General features: G+C 57.6%; 14 protein-coding genes, 6 tRNA genes and 1 pseudogene. 9 read left to right on the top strand and 12 right to left on the bottom strand.

Features of this window, described 5'->3' with window-relative positions:
- Positions 1–3: 3 nt before the first annotated feature.
- Together F3G95_RS10255 and F3G95_RS10260 are read right to left on the bottom strand one after the other, a co-directional pair.
- Positions 4–582 (bottom strand): cytidylate kinase-like family protein, encoded by a 579-nt coding sequence (locus F3G95_RS10255; RefSeq protein ID WP_149794845.1) that lies wholly within the window; start codon positions 580–582, stop codon positions 4–6.
- Positions 582–1,983 (bottom strand): annotated as a pseudogene (locus F3G95_RS10260) (MATE family efflux transporter). The gene F3G95_RS10255 and the pseudogene F3G95_RS10260 overlap by 1 nt, the downstream one beginning before the upstream one ends.
- A gap of 188 nt (positions 1,984–2,171) precedes the next feature.
- Here F3G95_RS10260 and F3G95_RS10265 point away from each other — a divergent pair.
- The 5 genes from F3G95_RS10265 (at position 2,172) to F3G95_RS10285 (ending at position 6,647) form a co-directional block, all read left to right on the top strand.
- A complete protein-coding gene (locus F3G95_RS10265; RefSeq protein ID WP_243130355.1) occupies positions 2,172–2,510 on the top strand; it encodes a hypothetical protein in 339 nt (112 codons plus the stop codon).
- 385 nt (positions 2,511–2,895) lie between these two features.
- Complete coding sequence (locus F3G95_RS10270; RefSeq protein ID WP_149794846.1) at positions 2,896–3,867, top strand: iron chelate uptake ABC transporter family permease subunit; 972 nt, start codon at positions 2,896–2,898, stop codon at positions 3,865–3,867.
- Positions 3,864–4,832 (top strand): iron chelate uptake ABC transporter family permease subunit, encoded by a 969-nt coding sequence (locus F3G95_RS10275; RefSeq protein WP_149794847.1) that lies wholly within the window; start codon positions 3,864–3,866, stop codon positions 4,830–4,832. Before F3G95_RS10270 ends, F3G95_RS10275 begins: the two co-directional genes overlap by 4 nt.
- Positions 4,833–4,836: 4 nt before the next feature.
- Positions 4,837–5,589 (top strand): ATP-binding cassette domain-containing protein, encoded by a 753-nt coding sequence (locus tag F3G95_RS10280; protein ID WP_149794848.1) that lies wholly within the window; start codon positions 4,837–4,839, stop codon positions 5,587–5,589.
- A 29-nt stretch (positions 5,590–5,618) separates the two neighbouring features.
- A complete protein-coding gene (locus tag F3G95_RS10285; protein ID WP_149794849.1) occupies positions 5,619–6,647 on the top strand; it encodes an ABC transporter substrate-binding protein in 1,029 nt (342 codons plus the stop codon).
- Positions 6,648–6,767: 120 nt separating this feature from the next.
- On the opposite strand, the gene F3G95_RS13980 is transcribed toward F3G95_RS10285, so the two are convergent.
- Complete coding sequence (locus tag F3G95_RS13980) at positions 6,768–6,995, bottom strand: hypothetical protein (protein WP_243130359.1); 228 nt, start codon at positions 6,993–6,995, stop codon at positions 6,768–6,770.
- On the opposite strand from F3G95_RS13980, the gene F3G95_RS10290 reads away from it, so the two are divergent.
- Positions 6,922–7,365 carry an MATE family efflux transporter gene (locus F3G95_RS10290; protein WP_243130358.1) on the top strand — a complete coding sequence of 148 codons (444 nt, stop codon included), beginning with the start codon at positions 6,922–6,924 and terminating at the stop codon, positions 7,363–7,365. The two genes, F3G95_RS13980 and F3G95_RS10290, sit on opposite strands and share 74 nt — an antisense overlap.
- Positions 7,366–7,427: 62 nt before the next feature.
- Here the strand turns inward: F3G95_RS10290 and F3G95_RS10295 are convergent.
- Together F3G95_RS10295 and F3G95_RS10300 are read right to left on the bottom strand one after the other, a co-directional pair.
- A tRNA-Tyr gene (locus tag F3G95_RS10295) sits at positions 7,428–7,513 on the bottom strand.
- 107 nt (positions 7,514–7,620) lie between these two features.
- Complete coding sequence (locus tag F3G95_RS10300; RefSeq protein ID WP_149794851.1) at positions 7,621–8,976, bottom strand: D-alanyl-D-alanine carboxypeptidase; 1,356 nt, start codon at positions 8,974–8,976, stop codon at positions 7,621–7,623.
- Positions 8,977–9,246: 270 nt separating this feature from the next.
- On the opposite strand from F3G95_RS10300, the gene F3G95_RS10305 reads away from it, so the two are divergent.
- The gene (locus F3G95_RS10305; RefSeq protein WP_149794852.1) at positions 9,247–9,939 is read left to right on the top strand and encodes a metallophosphoesterase family protein; all 693 of its coding nucleotides are present in this window, start codon (positions 9,247–9,249) and stop codon (positions 9,937–9,939) included.
- A 37-nt stretch (positions 9,940–9,976) separates the two neighbouring features.
- On the opposite strand, the gene recG is transcribed toward F3G95_RS10305, so the two are convergent.
- The 7 genes from recG to F3G95_RS10335 all read right to left on the bottom strand — a co-directional run bounded on the left by recG (position 9,977) and on the right by F3G95_RS10335 (position 13,076).
- Positions 9,977–12,037: an ATP-dependent DNA helicase RecG gene (recG, locus tag F3G95_RS10310; protein WP_149794853.1), complete on the bottom strand. Its 2,061-nt coding sequence runs from the start codon at positions 12,035–12,037 to the stop codon at positions 9,977–9,979.
- Positions 12,038–12,135: 98 nt separating this feature from the next.
- Positions 12,136–12,297 (bottom strand): hypothetical protein, encoded by a 162-nt coding sequence (locus F3G95_RS13820; RefSeq protein ID WP_188117546.1) that lies wholly within the window; start codon positions 12,295–12,297, stop codon positions 12,136–12,138.
- 156 nt (positions 12,298–12,453) lie between these two features.
- Positions 12,454–12,528 (bottom strand) — tRNA-Cys (locus F3G95_RS10315).
- 29 nt (positions 12,529–12,557) lie between these two features.
- A tRNA-Gly gene (locus F3G95_RS10320) sits at positions 12,558–12,633 on the bottom strand.
- Between the two features lie 159 nt (positions 12,634–12,792).
- A tRNA-Asp gene (locus F3G95_RS10325) sits at positions 12,793–12,866 on the bottom strand.
- Positions 12,867–12,895: 29 nt separating this feature from the next.
- A tRNA-Gly gene (locus F3G95_RS10330) sits at positions 12,896–12,971 on the bottom strand.
- 29 nt (positions 12,972–13,000) lie between these two features.
- Positions 13,001–13,076: transfer RNA gene (locus tag F3G95_RS10335), tRNA-Phe, on the bottom strand.
- A gap of 306 nt (positions 13,077–13,382) precedes the next feature.
- Between F3G95_RS10335 and F3G95_RS10340 the strand changes: the two genes are divergently transcribed.
- Entirely contained in the window at positions 13,383–15,374 is a 1,992-nt protein-coding gene (locus F3G95_RS10340) for a toprim domain-containing protein (RefSeq protein ID WP_149794854.1), read from the top strand.
- Positions 15,375–15,386: 12 nt separating this feature from the next.
- Positions 15,387–17,636 carry a DNA gyrase subunit A gene (locus F3G95_RS10345; RefSeq protein ID WP_149794855.1) on the top strand — a complete coding sequence of 750 codons (2,250 nt, stop codon included), beginning with the start codon at positions 15,387–15,389 and terminating at the stop codon, positions 17,634–17,636.
- Positions 17,637–18,071 lie beyond the last annotated feature (435 nt).

Here is an 18,071-nt window from a genome sequence, read left to right on the forward strand (position 1 = left end):
GGCTTACGCAAGACTTTCGATGATCTCTGCGCTTTTTTCAATGCCGATAACCCCGCTGTCCAGTGCAATATGATAGTTGGCGGCATTGCCCCATTTCATATCGGTATAGAAGCGGTAATAAGCAGCGCGGCGCTTATCCTTCTCCTTCAGACGGGCCTCGGGAGATTTCTCACGCTCGCCGTAGACCCGCACGATGCGGTCAGCCCGGAACTTCAGGTCGGCGTGGACAAAGACTTTCAGGCAGTCGGTGCGGTCCTGCAGGATGAAGTCGGCGCAGCGTCCTACGATGACGCAGGGCTCTTTTTCCGCCAGCTCCCGGATGATCCGGTATTGCAGCTTCCAGAGCAGGTCCTCGTTGGTGGGGCCGAAGCTGCGGTCGGTGAAGGCGGAGGCGAGGAAGCCGCCGGGAGTGTACTCTCCGGTCTCCTTGATGTAGCTCTCGTCAAAGCCGCTTTCGACAGCCAGTTTCTGGATCAGTTCGGCGTCATAGCACTGGATGCCCAGATGCTCTGCTACCAGTTTGCCGATGGTTCTGCCGCCGCTGCCAAACTCGCGGCTGATGGTGATGATGCGTTTTTCCATTAGACTTCTCCTTTCGTGCTCAGTTCACGGTAGGTCTTGAGGATGAGATAGCCAGCGATCAGGAAGGTGAGAATATCCGATATGGGCATGGAGTACAGCACGCCGTCCAGCCCGAAGAACCGGGGCAGCAGCAGGGCAAAGCCCACGCCGAACACCACCTCACGCACCATGGACAGGGCGGTGGATTCCGCCGCCTTGCCCATGGCCTGCAAAAAGATGAAGCAGGCCTTGTTGACACAGGCCAGAATGATCATGCACAGGTAGATGCGGAAGGAGCGCACTGCAAAATCCGTGTAGTAGACGCTCTCGTTGGCGGCACCGAACAGGGCAATCAGCTGACGCGGGAAGCCCTCCACCAGCACCAGCGCAACGGCACCCACCGCGGCCTCTGCCAGCAGCAGTTTCGTGAACAGCTCCTTTACGCGGGTGGGCTTTTTGGCACCCATGTTGAAGCCCACCACGGGGATGCAACCAGCCGCCATGCCCACCACGATGGAGATGACGATCTGGAAGAACTTCATCACGATGCCCACCACCGCCATGGGGATCTGGGCGTACTGCTCCTGCCCGAACACGGCATCCAGTGCGCCGTATTTGCGGATCATGTTGTTGATGGCTGCCATTGCCGCCACAAGGCTGATCTGGGACAGAAAGCTGGTGATGCCAAGGGTCAGGGTGCGGCCGCAGATGGAGCCCTTCAGCCGGTAGTCACCCTTTTCAGGACGAATGATCTTCATGTGCAGCAGATACCACACTGCCAGCGCTGCCGTGACCAGCTGACCGATGACGGTAGCCACCGCTGCGCCCATCATGCCCCAGCGGAAACCGAAAATGAAGATGGGGTCCAGAATGATGTTCAGCACCGCACCCGCAAGGGTGGACACCATGGCAAACCGAGGATTGCCATCCGCGCGGATGATGGGATTCATGGCCTGCCCGAACATATAAAAGGGCACGCCCAGTGTGATATAAAAGAAATACTCCTGCGAGTGGTGATAGGTCTCGGCGTTCACCGTTCCGCCGAACATGGCAAGAATGGTGTCCGCAAAAATCAGATAGAGCGCGGCCAGCACAATGCTGCTGACCAGACACATCACCACCGCATTGCCGACGCTCCGCTTTGCCTTGGGGACCTCGTTCTGCCCAAGGCTGATGCTGACGAAGGCGCAGCAGCCATCACCGATCATGACTGCGATTGCCAGCGCTACCACCGTCAGGGGGGAAAACGACCGTATTGGCGGCGTTGCCATAAGAGCCAAGATAGCTGGCGTTTGCAATAAAGATCTGGTCTACGATGTTATACAGTGCGCCGACCAACAGCGAAATAATGCACGGGATCGCGTATTTCTGCATCAGCTTGCCGATGCGCTCCGTGCCAAGGAATTGATTGGAACTTTCCATGGGATTCACCTTTACCTTTCCATTTTGGGGCAAACAAAAACAACGGGCAGCTCTCATGCAACCGGTTTTACGCATGAGTGCTACTCGTTGTACGAAATCATTATAGCCTGCCTGTCTGGAATTTGCAAAGGCAGTTTTGCACAAGAATTGTACTGGGCATTCTGCGCAGATTGCACGAGGCAAACTTTGTGGAAGATGCCCTGCGCCCGGTGACCCCGCCACAGCAGGCGGAAGCCGACCTTGCACGCATCAAAGCGGAGAAGCTGCCTATCCCGGCGGGGGTACAGACAGCGCTGGCAGAACATTATCAGGCGCTGCTCCACACCAACGATTTTTACCAATACCTGACCCTGTTCAAGGAGCTGGGGCAAAAGCAGGCCCAGCAGCAAAGCCGTGGCCGGAAGATCAACGCCATGGATACCTATTTCTACCAGATGGTAGAGCGCGCCCTGCGGGAAGAACTGGCGGTATCCCTTGGGGAATCGCAGCAGGAAGCCGGCAAACGGCTGCTGGGCGTTCTGAACTGAAGCTGCATGGTGATTTTTACCAATAAATGCAAGGGCTCTTTTTGTGAAGGATCTCCTTTGCATTTATTTTTTGCGTTTTTTATAATAAGAATAGGACGCTGCAATGCTGTAATTTGCAGCGATATATAAATCGGAGCAACTTTGTAGGAATCAACAAAGCAGGGCGGTTTGTTTCGTGAAACCTTCGTGAGAGTTTGCCACTTGAAACCCATCGATGCCTTATGATATAATCCCTCCAGCAGAACGCGCTGTGTGTGAACACGTAAGACCAGTTTCTTCACACGCAGGCGTTCTCTTTTTATTTTCAAAAGTTAGTTCGCACTAATCTTGAGGAGGGCTTTTCATTCGTAATCATCGTTCCACCGTTTTTCTCGGCGTTCTGCTGATGATTCTTTCGGTTTGTTCTTTGTTTGTCGGGGTGCTGGACATCCGGCCTTCCGACCTGCTTACAGGCAGCGTGAAAACATGGGAGATCTTTCTGATCTCCCGCCTGCCGCGTCTGCTTGCCATCCTCTGCACAGGCATTGGCATGAGCGTGGCGGGGCTTATCATGCAGCAGCTCTGCATGAACAAGTTTGTTTCGCCCACCACAGGCGCAACGATCTCTTCTGCGCAGTTTGGTATTCTGCTGGCTTTGCTGTTTGCACCGGGTTCTACCCTGTGGGGACGTGCTGCCTTTTCCTTCGTTTGTGCCGTTCTCGGTACATGGGTCTTTGTCTGGTTCATCCAGCGTATCCAGTTCAAGGACGTTGTCATGGTCCCGCTGGTCGGCATCATGTTCTCCAACATCGTAATGGGCGTTACCAATTATCTTGCCTACAAATATGAAATGACACAGGCTCTTTCCAGCTGGCTGGTCGGTCATTTTTCCACCGTCATTCGTGGGCGGTATGAGCTTGTCTGGCTGACGGTACCGCTGGTGGTGCTGGCATTTGTATTTGCCAACCACTTCAATATCGTGGGGATGGGAAAAGATTTTTCTCAGAACCTCGGCGTTCCGTATGATCTGGTGCTGTTTATGGGCCTGACCATTGCTGCCATGATCACCGCATCCGTTGTTGTTGTGGTCGGCTCGATCTCCTACATCGGCCTTATCGTACCCAATATCGTAGCAATGTTCAAGGGTGACCAGATCCGCGGAACGCTGGTGGATACCGCTCTGTTTGGCGCATTGTTCGTGCTGGTCTGCGATATGATCGGGCGGGTTGTGATCTACCCCTACGAGCTGCCCATCGAGCTGATCGTTGGCGTCATCGGCAGTATCCTGTTTGTCGGGCTGCTGCTGTATCGGCTTCGGCATGGGCGCAAGGCAGTCCGGCTGAGCAAAGCTGCCAAGAAAACCGGAGGTGCAGCATGAAAACGCACAAAAATCATCTGCGCCTGCTGATCCTTCTGCTTCTTGTTCTGCTGGCCTGCGCGGGCTATATGACAGTGGGGGTCCACTTTGAAAACCCAAAATTATTTGCCTACGCCATGCGCATCCGCACACCCAAGCTGATCGCCATGCTCATCACGGCATTTGCCATTGGAAGTGCTTCCATCGTGTTTCAGTCCATCATCAACAACACCATCGTCACGCCCTGCCTGTTGGGCATGGATCAGCTTTATTCGCTGATCCACACGGCGGTGTTCTTTGTGGCGGGTTCGGGCAGCTTTCTGGCGGTCAATGCCAACGCCGCCTTTGCGGTGGACCTCGCCATTATGGGCGCTGTTGCCACCGTGATCTACAGCTATCTGTTCCAGAAAACGAACCACAATGTTCTGTACGTTCTGCTTATCGGCACGGTGCTGACCTCGTTCTTTTCCAGCATCCAGACGACCTTGACCCGTGTGATGGACCCCAACGAGTACGACACGCTGCTGACGGATCTGGTCGCCAGCTTTTCCAATGTCAATTCGGCGATTCTGGTACTGTCCGTTGTGGTTCTTGCGCTGGTCGCCTTTGCCTTCCGGAAAGAGCTTGCGCTGCTGGACGTTCTGACACTGGGCAAAGATCAGGCCATCAATCTGGGCGTAGATTATGACCGCTGCATTCGCCGGCTGCTGCTGGGGGTCACACTGTACATTGCAACAGCCACCGCTATGGTCGGACCGCTGGCATTTCTGGGACTTATCATTGCCAACCTTTCCCGGCAATTCCTGCGCACTTACCGGCACAGCCAGCTCATTACCGGCTCTGTTTTGTTTGGTATGGTCGTTCTGATCGGCGGACAGCTTCTGGTGGAGCGGGTGTTCGTTTACTCGGTTCCGGTCAGCGTGTTCATCACCGTGGGCGGCGGCGTGTATTTCCTTTATCTGCTGCTCACCCAGAGAAAGGCATAACACCATGTTTGTAAAAGAGATCACCAAACGTTACGATGGCAAAGCCGTTGTCGATGGCGTGAGTTTTGAGATTCCGAAAGGCAAAGTCCTTTCCCTCATCGGCCCGAACGGCGCAGGAAAATCCACCGTGATGGGAATGTTGTCCCGCCTGATCGCACGGGACAGCGGTCTTGTGGATTTTGAGGGGACGGAGATCACGCGCTGGAAAAGCCGGGAGCTGAGCAAGCGGCTCGCCATCCTGACCCAAGCCAACAATGTCCAGATGAAGCTGACCGTCCGGGAGCTGGTTGCATTTGGCCGCTTTCCGTACTCCGGCGGACGGCTGACCCAAGAGGACAACGAGGTCATTGACCGTGCCATCGCCTACATGGAACTGGGCGATTTTGAGGAGCAGTTCATCGATGAACTGTCCGGCGGTCAGCGGCAGCGCGCCTATATTGCCATGGTCATTGCGCAGGATACCGAGTATATCCTGCTGGATGAACCGACCAACAATCTGGATATTTACCATGCAACCAACCTCATGCGCATCGTCCGCCGCCTGTGCGATGAGCTGGGCAAAACGGTGATCCTTGTTCTGCACGAGATCAACTATGCTGCGTTTTATTCCGACTACATCTGCGCCTTCGTGGATGGAAAAATCGCAAAGTTTGGCACCGTGCAGGAAGTGATCACCAAAGAAAACCTGTCCGATATCTACAAGGTAGACTTTGAGATCATGCAGATCGAAGGCAAGCCTTTGTCGATATATTATTGATTTCAGTACTTTTTAAAAGGAGCATTCTTATGAAGAAAATTTCTCGTCGTTCGTTTCTGACCGCTATGGCCGCTGTGAGTGCAGCGGGTGTTCTTACCGCCTGCGGCGCTTCCTCCTCCACGGCAAGCTCCGTGGCATCCTCTGTGGCTGCATCCAGCGAAACCGCAGCCTCTTCGGAAGCTGCACCGGAATCTGTGACCATCAAGGCGTTCAACGGTGCAAAGGAACTGGTAGATGTGGAAGTACTCTTTGACCCGCAGCGCATTGCCATCCTCGACCTTGCTTCTCTGGACATTCTGGATGAACTGGGCGTTGGCGACCGTGTGGTCGGCACGGCATCCACCTCTCTGGACTATCTTCAGAGCTATGTCACCAATGACAGCATTGCGAACCTTGGCAACATCAAGGAAGCCGATATGGAAGCAGTCATGGCTTGCGAGCCGGACATCATTTTTATCAGCGGACGCCTGTCCAAAGCCTATGATGCTCTGTGCGAGATCGCACCCGTTGTTTTCCTTTCGACCGACGCCGAAAAGGGCGTTGTGGAAAGCACCCGTGAAAACGCCATGACCATCGCTTCTATCTTTGGTCTGGAAGATCAGGTGGAAAGCCTGATGGCGGACTTTGACAGCCGCATCGACGCCCTGAAAGCCTTTGCAGAGGGCAAGACTGCCATCGTCGGCATGACCACCAGCGGCAGCTTCAATGTTCTGGGCAACGATGGCCGCTGCTCCATCATCGGCAAGGAGATCGGCTTTGAGAACATCGGCGTAGATGCCAATATCGACACTTCGACCCACGGCAACGAGGCCTCCTTCGAGTTCATTGTGGACAAGAACCCCGACTACATCTTCGCAATGGACCGCGATGCAGCCATTGGCACCGATGGCGCACAGCTGGCGCAGGAAATCCTGGAAAACGAGCTGGTCAAGAGCACGGATGCTTACAAGAACGGCCACGTCGTTTATCTGTCACACCCGAATGTCTGGTACACCGCAGAGGGCGGCATTCAGGCACTGAGCGAAATGCTGAGCGATCTGGAAAACGCACTGCTGTGATTTTTTCAAAATTCTTCTTGCAATTTTGAAAAAACTCCGGTATAATACCTTTCGTTAAGAATACAAAAAGTCGGCTTACAAAGCGTGAAATCCTGAGGGAAAGCTACCCCCTCAACGATTTCACGCTTTTTTGTTTGCCCGAAAAGGAGGACCTATGAACCCGAAAAACAAACTGGCAGAAATGCCCATCCGCCCCCTGCTGTACACCATGGCGGTACCGCTGATGCTGTCGCTGCTCATCCAATCGCTGTACAACATCGTGGACAGCATTTTTGTGGCACGACTGTCGGAAAAGGCCCTGACCGCCGCCTCTCTTGTATATGCCATCCAGTTTTTGATGATCGCCATTGGCGTGGGTACCGCCGTGGGTCTGAACGCCCTGCTCTCCCGGAAGCTGGGGCAGAAAAAGCCGGAGGAAGCCTGCCGTGCGCATCATCTCGGTGACCTTCCTGTTTGCGGTCACAACGATTCTGTGCGGCTACTTTGCCTCCGGTCTTGGCAACGGTGTGGTCAATATGATCGGCGGTGCGCTGCGGCAGCTGGTGGTGCTGGTGCCCTGCCTGTGGCTTCTCATCCGCACCATGGGCATCGAAAAAGCGTGGTTTGCGTTTTGGGTGTCCGAGGTGATCGCCTGCGCTTACAGCCTGTGGGCAACGAAAAAAGAACTGCGGAACAAGGGAAAGTAAGGCAAAACAAAAACAGGGTGCGCCCCGAATAGGACGCACTCTGAAAGATCCACATACGACAGAAACTCCAGTGTCATTACAACACTGGAGTTTTTGGTGGGCGCGGGTGGATTCGAACCACCGAAGCTGAAAAGCAGCAGATTTACAGTCTGTCCCCATTGGCCACTCGGGAACACGCCCATATACAGTTCTTTGCAGTCGCGGACTGCCTGTATATATTACCACTTGGGGGCGTATTTGTCAACTGCTTTTTACAGCTTTTTCAGAAAAGAAGCTGACCGCACGGCTCAGTCGCGGGGACGGCCATAGCGGTGGACTTTTTTGGAGGAATGGCGGGTGTGGGGGGAGTTGAGCAGGACCCACGCCACATAGATGATGGCGCAGATGGCGCTGACGACGAGCACTACCTTGAGGTAGAGGCTGCCGAAGAACTCCTGCAGCTTCGAAAAAGAGTAGAGCAGGCTGCTCCGGCTCACGTCCTGCCCGGCGATGAGGTTGACCATGCCGATGGTCTCGCCGGCCAGCTTCAGCTCCACGGTGCCGACCACATCGCCCTGCTGGACGGGGGCGCAGACATAGTCGGGCAGATGGAAGTATTTCTGAGTCACGGTGCCGTCGCCCGAAGAGGGCAGCAGGGTCATCATGCTGTTGTCGGGGTAGAGCTTGAGGGTGTCGGTGTCGGAGGAATACTTCACGGGGATCTCTGCCAGAGCAAGGTCGGTGTCCAGCGCAGGCTGGATGGAAAAGCTCTGGAACACCCAGTCGATGAGGCGGGTCGTTTCGTAGAGAGCCGGGCGGCGGTTGGCGTAACCGTAGGTGTCACAGGTGTCGGGACTCTGCATGATGCAGAAGATATAGGTGGAGCCGTCCTGATTGGCCCACGAAACATAGCTCTGGTCGCCGTGGTCGTTTTTGTAGGCCATCACATCGCACATACCACCCTGCATAGACTTGCGGTAGAAGCTGCCGCCGCTGGTTTTGTTGAGGGCGACGTTCTGGTTCAGCAGCACGAAACTCTTGGTGTGCTTTTCCTTGGCGGGCATGGTGAAGGCGGGGGCCGACGAGATGTCCACGAAGGCGTCGAAGCTCATCAGATACCGCAGGATAAGGTACATATCCACGGCGGTGGTCACGTTGCCGCTGTCGAGGCCGCAGGCGTCCGTCCAGGTGCTTCCGGTGGTGCCGATGCGCTGGGAGAGGGTATTCATCTGGCTCACCCAGCCTGCAAGGTCGCCGCCCGAAAGGCTGTAGGCAAGGCCCATCGCGGCCTCGTTGGCGTTGCGCAGAAGCATGGCGTAGACAGCTTCCCGGTAGGTGAAGGTCTCATTGGAGCGCATATCGGCATTATCACTGTTGTGGACGTAATCCGAGATGGCAAAGGGCATCTGGAAGGTGTTGTCGAGCTGGTCGGCGTAATTCGTCAGCAGCAGCGCGATGGTCATATATTTGGTCAGGCCCCCGGCAGGCACCTGACGGGAGCTGTCCTTGTCGTAGACGATGATGTTGGTGTCGGTGTTGACGATGTAGGCGCTCCTGGCCTGCACCTCGTAAAAGAGGCTGGGGTCGAACAGGGCCGAAGCCGGCGCGCACAGGCAGCTCAGCAGCAGGACAAGGCTCAGAAATAGGGTGACGATACGTTTCATGTGGACATTTTCCTCAAAAAGCGATAATATATTATAGCAATTCAACTTTTTAATGCAACAGCAACAGCGTTGAATTGCATATCGCAAATATGCTGTTTTCATGTTGCACGAATTTCTTGACTTGCGATAGAGTATCGGACAAAATGTGCTGTCCGTTCTTACGGAACAAAAACAGGCTCAGAAGAGGGCCTCATACTTTATAATAACAGGTTTGGCGGGGCGTGACAAGGCTTTTGGGGCGATTTCACACTCCGCAAAAGGAGGAAGAGGATGGTATATCTTACGGGCGACACCCACGGCGAACTGGACCGCTTCAAAGACGGGGAGCTGCGCCGGGCCGGCAAGGGCGATCTCGTCGTTGTGCTGGGCGATTTCGGCTTTGTGTGGGACGGCAGCAAGGCCGAGCAGAAGAATCTGGACTGGCTGCGCAAGCGGCCTTACACTATCCTTTTCCTCGATGGCAGCCACGAGAACTATGACCTGCTGGAACAGTACCCCACCGAGGAGCGGTTCGGCGGGCTGGTGCAGCCGCTGGGCGGCAATGTGTACCACGTCTGCCGGGGCAGCGTACTGGAGCTGGAAGGGAAGAAGTACCTCTGCTTCGGCGGAGCGGAAAGCCCGGACAAGGAAGAGCGGGAAGCCCACGTCAACTGGTGGCCGCAGGAGATGCCCTCGGACGAGGAATACGCCCGCTGCGAGGCCGCGCTGGAAGCGAACGGCTGGCAGGTAGATTATGTGCTGACCCACGACGCGCCAAGCAAATTTCTGGATTTCAGCGTGCTGGCTGAGGGCGAGAATAACCGGCTGCACCTCTTCCTCGACAAGATCGTCATGAAAACGACTTACGAGAAATGGTTCTTCGGCTGCCATCACAAGGATGTGCAGCTCTCTACCAAGAGCCGCTGCCTCTTCTGCGATGTAGTGAGCATCGGCGAGAAGAAGCCGTGGTGGAAGAGAAGATAACGAAAAAGGACTGCCGCGGGCAGTCCTTTTTCGTTACTCAATTCATTGCACCGGCCTTGTCGAACATCTGCTCCACCTGACGGGCCAGCAGGGCGTGTTCGGGCCGCTCGAGAAGCGGGTCTTCGGCCAGCAGGGCCGCAGCCTCGCTCTGGGCTGCGTGGAGGGTGCGGGTATCGTTCATCAAATCGGCGATCTGCAAGGTCGGCAGACCGTGCTGGCGGCTCCCGAAGAAGTCGCCGGGGCCGCGGGTCTCGAGGTCGTACTGCGCCACGGCGAAGCCGTCTGAGGTGGAACAGAGGAACTTGAGCCGCTTCTGCACCGACTCGGAGGCATTGTCGCTGACAAGGAAGCACCAGCTCTCTGCCGCGCCGCGTCCCACACGCCCGCGCAGCTGGTGCAGTGCGCTCAGGCCGTACCGCTCGGCGTTTTCGATGACCATGACCGTCGCATTCGGCACGTCCACACCAACTTCGATGACGGTGGTGGACACGAGGGCGTCCAGACGTCCGGATTTGAAGTCATCCATCACCTCGGCCTTTTCCTTCGGCTTGAGCTTGCCGTGCATCAGGCCCACCCGGCGGTCCGGCAGATAGGCTTTTGCGATGTCCTCATAGTAGCTCTTGACGGCGTTCAGGCCGCTGCCGCCTGCGTCCTCAATGGCAGGGCAGACGATATACACCTGTCGTCCGGAATCGATTTCTCGATCAAGGAAGCCGTAGAGGTCGGCCCGCTTTTTGCCGGTGATGCAGCGGGTCTTGACGGGCTTGCGGCCCGGCGGCAGCTCGTCGAGGATGGAGATGTCGAGGTCGCCGTACATCAGCAGCCCCAGCGTCCGGGGGATGGGAGTGGCACTCATGACCAGCAGGTGGGGGTTCGCGGCCTTTTCGGCCAGCAGGCCCCGCTGGCGCACACCGAAGCGGTGCTGTTCGTCCACGACGGCCAGACCCAGCCGGGCGAACTCCACGCCCTCGCTGAGGATGGCGTGGGTGCCTACGATGAGGTCGGCCTCATCGTCCCGGATGGCGGCGAGGGTGGTGCGCCGTGCGGCGGCTTTCATGCCGCCGGTGAGCAGGGCCACCCGCATCCCGAAGGGGGAGAGCAGACGGTTCAGGTTCTCGGCGTGCTGGCTGGCCAGGATCTCGGTGGGAGCCAGCAGTGCGGCCTGATACCCGGCCCGGATGCAGGCCCAGATGGCCGTAGCGGCCACCAGCGTTTTGCCGCTGCCCACGTCGCCCTGCAAAAGGCGGTTCATGGACGTTTTGCCCGACATATCGGTCAGGATCTCTTCCACGGCCCGCCGCTGTGCGCCGGTGGGGGAGAAGGGCAGCGACTCCCAGAACGGAGAGGCGTCGGCTTTCTTCATCGGCGCGCCGGTGGAGGCCGCGCCGTGGTTCTTCATCCGCCCGATGCCCAGCTGTAAGACCAGCAGCTCTTCGTAGATGAGCCGCCGCCGCGCCGCAAAGGCTTCCTCCTCGGTGGCGGGGCAGTGGATGGCCCGGACGGCGTCTGCCTTGGAGAGCAGACGGTATTTTTTCAGCATCTCGGGGGGCAGCGGGTCGGGCAGAAGTTCCGCGTGGGGGAGGAGCTGGCGGACGCACTTGGCGATGGCGCTGCTGGTCAGCCCCTCGGTCTGGGGGTAGACGGCCTCGAAAGGCGAGGACTTCACCTGCGCGTCGGTGCGCACCTGCGGGTTGACCATCTGACGGCGGAGCATCCCGCCCGTCACGATGCCCTGAAAATAGTATTCCTGCCCCAGCTCCAGCTTCTGGGCGGCGTATGGATTATTGAACCACGTGATCTCGAGGCTGGATACATCGTCCCCGGCGGTGATGCGCTCCATCCGCCGCCCGCCCGGCAGGATGCGCCCGCCGGGCTTTGCAAACACTTCGGCCTTCACGACGCACTCGGTGTCGGCGGGGGCCTCGGCGATGGAGTAGGGCTTTGAAAAATCCAGATACCGGCGGGGATAGTGGCAGAGCAGGTCGCTGAGGGTCAGGATGCCCAGCTTCTCGAACCGCTCGGCAGTCTTGGGGCCGACGCCCTTGAGATAGCGTACCGGGGTGTCCGGCGTGAGGGTGGTGTGAAGTTCGGCAGGCATGGCGCGGCCTCCTTTCAGGGGAAATGATAGTATGCCCATTGTATCACGGCAGAGGGCAAAAGAAAAGCGCCCCGCCGGAGCGGGGCGCGGAAAAGCATTCAAACCTTACTGTCTTCCTTGAACAGCCCTTTGAACCCTTCCCAGAGGGAAACGACCCGGGACCGGGGCAGAAAGTAGTTGACCAGCAGAGCACTGACGGCGGTCTTGATGGTGCGCCAGCCCACATGGAGCCGGAAATCTTTGCGCGGGAACGCTGGCATAGGGCTGTATCCTCCTCTGGACTCTTAGCCGTTTCGTTACTGACTCTTTTAGCATAGCACAGAGCGAAGAGGGGAGACAAGCTTTTCCGCATAAGTAGATTATTTAACGAGCAAAACAACAAAGATTCCCGGATGCCTCAGCATCCGGGAATCTTTTGGAGGTGACGACCAGATTTGAACTGGTGGATGAGGGTTTTGCAGACCCTTGCCTTACCACTTGGCCACGTCACCATATTCGGAGCAACGATTGCTGCTCCATTTGGAGCGGCCGACGAGGCTCGAACTCGCTACCTCCACCTTGGCAAGGTGGCGCTCTACCAGATGAGCTACGGCCGCATATTCGGTGCATTTATCCTTGCACCCTCCCGTTTTTTAACGGGGCCCCCGCAAAAATTTGCGAAGCAAATGTTTGTGGGGAAGAGGAGAAAGTCTGGCGTTCATCACAGCAGTCTTGCTTGCAAGACTGCACGATGAACAGCAGGACTTTCGACGAAGCGACCCGGATCGGGCTCGAACCGACGACCCCCAGCGTGACAGGCTGGTGCTCTAACCAACTGAGCTACCGGGCCATACTGGAACAACGATTGCTGCTCCATTATGGAGCGGCCGACGAGGCTCGAACTCGCTACCTCCACCTTGGCAAGGTGGCGCTCTACCAGATGAGCTACGGCCGCATATTGGAAACCCTGCTGGGTCTCCTGACTGGTGCCTCCGATCGGAATCGAACCAATGACACGGGGATTTTCAGTCCCCTGCTCTACCGACTGAGCTACAGAGGCGCACCGGACGATGATTATTATACCTGAAATTTCGATTTTGTAAAGGGGTAAATGCAAAATTTTTTGAGAATTTTTGAACTTTCTATATTTTGCCCGTGTTATCGTCCAAAATAAGACTGACTTTTCTGACACTTTTTGCGGGCGGCAGACAGGGAAAGACTATTTGACATCTTCAACAACCTATGGTTTAATAAATGAGAATGAAAAGAATCGCTTTTCTCCCGCTGTGGGAATCTATACCTATATATAGCAAAAGCGTTTGAGACGGCTCCACTGCAAGAACATTCCGGGGCCGGGAGGAGCAGCATGGCAAGAAAACAGGAATATGGCAACGAAAGCATCACTTCGCTGAAGGGTGCCGACCGTGTGCGCAAGCGCCCGGCCGTCATCTTCGGCTCGGACGGCGTGGAGGGCTGCGCTCACTCCATCTTTGAGATCGTCTCCAACTCCATCGACGAGGCCCGCGACGGCCACGGTGACACCATCAACGTCACCCGCTGCAAGGATGGCAGCGTCATCGTCGAGGACTTTGGCCGCGGTATGCCCGTGGACTGGAACAAGGGCGAAGAGCGCTACAACTGGGAGCTGCTGTTCTGCGAGATGTACGCAGGCGGCAAGTACGGCGAGGGCGAGGACAACTATGAATTCAGCCTCGGTCTGAACGGTCTGGGCCTCTGCGCCACCCAGTACGCCTCGGCATGGATGACCGCCGACATCTACCGCGACGGCTTCCACTACCACCTCGACTTCCAGAAGGGCGAGAATGTGGGCGGCCTGCACAAAGAGCCCTACAAGGGCCGCCGCACCGGCAGCATCATCCACTGGAAGCCGGACGATGAGGTCTTTACCGACATCGACGTCCCCGGCAGCTACTATAAAGATGTCCTCCGCCGTCAGGCTGTCGTCAACGCGGGCCTGACCCTCAACTTCACCGACGAAAAGGAGAAAGACCCCGCCACCGGCAAGCCGTGGAAGGAGAGCTGGTGCTATGAGCACGGCATCGCCGACTATGTGGCTGAGACGGCGGGCGAAGACAGCCTGACCCCGGTGTTCAGCTGCGAGAGCGAAGCCACCGGCCGTGACCGCGAAGACCAGCCCGATTATAAGGTGAAGATGAGCGCGGCGTTCTGCTTCTCCAACAAGGTGCAGCTGCTGGAATACTACCACAACTCGTCCTGGCTGGAGCATGGCGGCAGCCCGGAACACGCCGTCCGCACGGCCTTCGTCTACCAGATCAACAAGTATCTGAAGGAGAAGAACCTCTACAAAAAGGGCGAGAGTGCCATCAGCTTTCAGGATGTGCAGGACTGTCTGGTCTACGTTTCGTCCAGTTTCTCCACCCGCACCAGCTATGAGAACCAGACCAAAAAGGCCATCACCAACAAGTTCGTCTCTCAGGCCATGACCGACTTCCTCAAGCACTATCTGGAAGTCTACTTCCTCGAAAAGCCCGACGAGGCCCAGAAAATCTGTCAGCAGGTGCTGGTGAACAAGCAGAGCCGTGAGCACGCCGAAAAAACGCGCCAGAGCATCAAAAAGACACTCTCGACCCAAATCGACCTGGCGAACCGGGTGCAGAAGTTCGTGGACTGCCGCACCAAGGACGCCTCCCGCCGGGAGCTGTATATCGTCGAGGGCGATTCGGCTATGGGTGCCGTCAAGACCAGCCGCGACAGTGAATATCAGGCCATCATGCCCATCCGCGGCAAGATCCTGAACTGCCTCAAGGCCGACTATGCCCGCATCTTCAAGTCGGACGTCATCGTGGACCTCATCAAGGTCATGGGCTGCGGCGTGGAGCTGGGCGGCAAGCACAACAAGGAGCTTGCAACCTTCAACCTCGACAATCTCCGCTTCAATAAGATCGTCATCTGTACCGATGCCGACGTGGACGGCTACCAGATCCGTACACTGGTGCTGACCATGCTCTACCGCCTGACCCCCACCCTCATCAACGAGGGCTATGTCTATATCGCGGAGTCGCCGCTGTACGAGATCACCACGAAAGACCGCACCTATTTCGCCTACACCGAGCCCGAGAAGGCCACCTTCCTCGAGGAGATCGGCGATAAGAAATACACCATCCAGCGCTCGAAAGGTCTGGGCGAGAACGACCCCGAGATGATGTGGCTGACCACCATGAACCCCGAGAGCCGCCGCCTCATCAAGGTGATGCCCACCGACGTGGAGCGCACCGCGCAGGTGTTCGACATCCTGCTGGGCGACAACCTCGCAGGCCGCAAGGAGCATATCGCCCAGCACGGCGCAGAGTATCTGGACGATCTGGATGTGTCTTAAAGAGGATTTACAATGGCAAAAAAATCGAGCAAAAAAACCGCAAAGCCTGTCCGCCCCCAGCTGGGCGAGGGCGTTGAGATACTGAACGCCGGCAGTGTGCTGGAAGACCCCATCACCCGCACGCTGGAAACGAACTATATGCCCTACGCCATGAGCGTCATCGTCAGCCGCGCCCTGCCGGAGATCGACGGCTTCAAGCCCGCCCACCGCAAGCTGCTGTATACGATGTATGAGATGGGCCTGATCAAGGGCGCGCGCACCAAGTCGGCGAACATCGTGGGCAGCACCATGCACCTGAACCCCCACGGCGACGCCGCCATCTATGACACCATGGTCCGCATGGGCCGGGGCAACGAGAGCCTGCTGGTGCCGTTCGTGGACAGCAAGGGCAACTTCGGCAAGGCCTACAGCCGGGATATGTCCTGTGCCGCGGCCCGCTACACCGAAGCAAAACTGGAAGGTGTCTGCGAAGAGCTGTTCCGGGACATCGACAAGGAGACGGTGGACTTCGTCCCCAACTACGACGGCACCACCACCGAACCGACCCTTCTGCCCGTGACCTTCCCGACCATTCTGGCCAACAACACGCTGGGCATCGCCGTCGGTATGGCCTGCAACATCTGCTCCTTCAATCTGGCAGAGCTGTGCAGCACCACCATCGCCCTCATGAAGGATGCAAAGCACGACATCTCCACCACCATGCCCGCCCCGGACTTCGTGGGCGGCGGCCAGATCCTCTACGACGAAGCCCAGATGCGGGACATCTTCGAGAATGGCCGTGGCAGCGTGAAGGTGCGCGCCCGCTACGCCGCCGTGCCGGGCGAGAACATGATCGAGATCACCCAGATACCGCCCACCACCACGGTGGAGGCCATCATGGATAAGATCGCCGAGCTGGTCAAGGCGGGCAAGATCAAAGAGATCAGCGATATGCGGGACGAGACCGATCTGAACGGCCTCAAGCTCACCCTCGACCTCAAGCGCGGCGTGGACGCCGACAAGCTGATGGCCAAGCTCTTCAAGGCCACCCCGCTGGAGGACAGCTTCAGCTGCAACTTCAACATCCTTGTCTCGGGCCAGCCCCGGGTCATGGGCGTGCGGGAAATTTTGCAGGAGTGGACGGCCTTCCGGATGGAATGCGTCCGCCGACGCACTTACTATGACCTCCACGGCAAGGAAAAGCGCCTCCACCTGCTCAAGGGTCTGGCGGCGATTTTGATGGACATCGACAAGGCCATCCATATCATCCGCACCACGGAGGAGGAGACGGAAGTTGTCCCCAACCTGATGATCGGCTTTGGCATCGACGAGGTGCAGGCCGACTATGTGGCCGAGATCAAGCTGCGCCACCTCAACCGGGAATATATCCTCAAGCGCACCGGCGAGATCGAGCAGCTGGAAGCCGACATCGCCGATTTGAACGACATCCTCGCAAAGCCTGCCCGCATCCGCAAGATCATCATGAAGGAATTGGCCGACGTGGCAAAGAAGTACGGCCAGCCCCGCCGCAGCGAGATCCTCTACGACCTGCCCGAGGAAGAGGGCGGTGCCGAGGAAGAGGCCGTGCCGGATTATCCCGTCACTGTCTTTTTCACCCGCGAGGGCTATCTGAAGAAGATCCCGCCCCAGAGCCTGCGCACAGCCGGTGCGCACAAGCTCAAGGAGGGCGACGAGATCGTCCGGCAGGTGGAGACGCGGAACAACGTGGAAGCGCTCTTCTTCACCGACAAACAGCAGGTATATAAGGTGCGTCTGGCCGAGCTGGAAGACGGCAAGGTGGCCCAGATGGGCATCTATCTGCCGGGTCGTCTGGGCATGGATGAGGGCGAGAACATCCTCGACATGGTCATCACCTCCGACTACGGCGGCTATATGCTCTTCTTCTTTGCCAGCGGCAGGTGCGCAAAAATCCCGCTCAGCTCCTACGCCACCAAGCAGAACCGCCGCAAGCTGCTGAAAGCCTACTGCGACAAAGAGCCGCTGGCGACCATGTTCTTCCTGCCCGAGGAGACGGAGCTGGCCATCCGCACCAGCGCGGGACGGATGCTCCTGGTCGGCACGGCGCAGATCGCCGCAAAGACCACCCGCGACAGTCAGGGCGTGGCGGTCGTGACCCTGAAAAAGAACCAGACCATCGACTCCGTCGTCCCGGCGGATACGCTGGAACTGGCCACCCCCCCCCGCTACCGCGTCCGCAGCCTGCCGGCCACCGGTGCGCTCGTCCGCGCGGAGGATGAAGGGGAGCAGATGACGATGCTGTGATTTTTGCGCCTGTCAAAGCCTCTCCCTTGGGGAGAGGTGGCATTGCGAAGCAAGGAGGGAGAGGGCAAGCCCGGCACGAGAGAGCCGCTGCGCAGCGATGGGCAGGCTCTTTGTCAGAGCGATACTATCGCTGTGTCTGGGATTCGCCGTCAGCGGCCTTGCCCTCTCAGTCGGGCTTGCGCCCGCCAGCTCCCCCAAAGGGGGAGCCTCTGGCGGAGTGGAAAACTTTGAACTGGGAAGGAAAACTTTGCGGAATGCCAAGGCCTCCCCTCGGTAGGGGAGGTGGCAGCGCGTCAGCGCTGACGGAGAGGTTGAGTCCAGCAGTGGCTCACGGTCAGGCTTCCCTTCGTACAACCTCTCAGTCTCGCTTCGCTCGACAGCTCCCCTAGTAGGGGAGCCTCTGGCGAAACCGTTCACTTTGCGGGGCCTGCCAAA

The organism is Faecalibacterium sp. Marseille-P9312 (assembly GCF_902497445.1).
Lineage (GTDB): Bacteria > Bacillota > Clostridia > Oscillospirales > Ruminococcaceae > Faecalibacterium > Faecalibacterium longum.

What these genes read in the sequence shown, in the direction of transcription:
- F3G95_RS10270 (WP_149794846.1), top strand. Translation starts at nt 2,896, where the DNA reads ATGATTCTTTCGGTTTGTTCTTTGTTTGTCGGGGTGCTGGACATCCGG.
- F3G95_RS10280 (WP_149794848.1), top strand. Translation starts at nt 4,837, where the DNA reads ATGTTTGTAAAAGAGATCACCAAACGTTACGATGGCAAAGCCGTTGTC.
- F3G95_RS10305 (WP_149794852.1), top strand. Translation starts at nt 9,247, where the DNA reads ATGGTATATCTTACGGGCGACACCCACGGCGAACTGGACCGCTTCAAA.
- F3G95_RS10345 (WP_149794855.1), top strand. Translation starts at nt 15,387, where the DNA reads ATGGCAAAAAAATCGAGCAAAAAAACCGCAAAGCCTGTCCGCCCCCAG.
- F3G95_RS13980 (WP_243130359.1), bottom strand. Translation starts at nt 6,995, where the DNA reads ATGGCGATCATCAAAAACTGGATGGCATATACAAGAGAGGCGGCGGTC.
- F3G95_RS13820 (WP_188117546.1), bottom strand. Translation starts at nt 12,297, where the DNA reads ATGCCAGCGTTCCCGCGCAAAGATTTCCGGCTCCATGTGGGCTGGCGC.
- recG (WP_149794853.1), bottom strand. Translation starts at nt 12,037, where the DNA reads ATGCCTGCCGAACTTCACACCACCCTCACGCCGGACACCCCGGTACGC.
- F3G95_RS10340 (WP_149794854.1), top strand. Translation starts at nt 13,383, where the DNA reads ATGGCAAGAAAACAGGAATATGGCAACGAAAGCATCACTTCGCTGAAG.
- F3G95_RS10285 (WP_149794849.1), top strand. Translation starts at nt 5,619, where the DNA reads ATGAAGAAAATTTCTCGTCGTTCGTTTCTGACCGCTATGGCCGCTGTG.
- F3G95_RS10300 (WP_149794851.1), bottom strand. Translation starts at nt 8,976, where the DNA reads ATGAAACGTATCGTCACCCTATTTCTGAGCCTTGTCCTGCTGCTGAGC.
- F3G95_RS10255 (WP_149794845.1), bottom strand. Translation starts at nt 582, where the DNA reads ATGGAAAAACGCATCATCACCATCAGCCGCGAGTTTGGCAGCGGCGGC.
- F3G95_RS10275 (WP_149794847.1), top strand. Translation starts at nt 3,864, where the DNA reads ATGAAAACGCACAAAAATCATCTGCGCCTGCTGATCCTTCTGCTTCTT.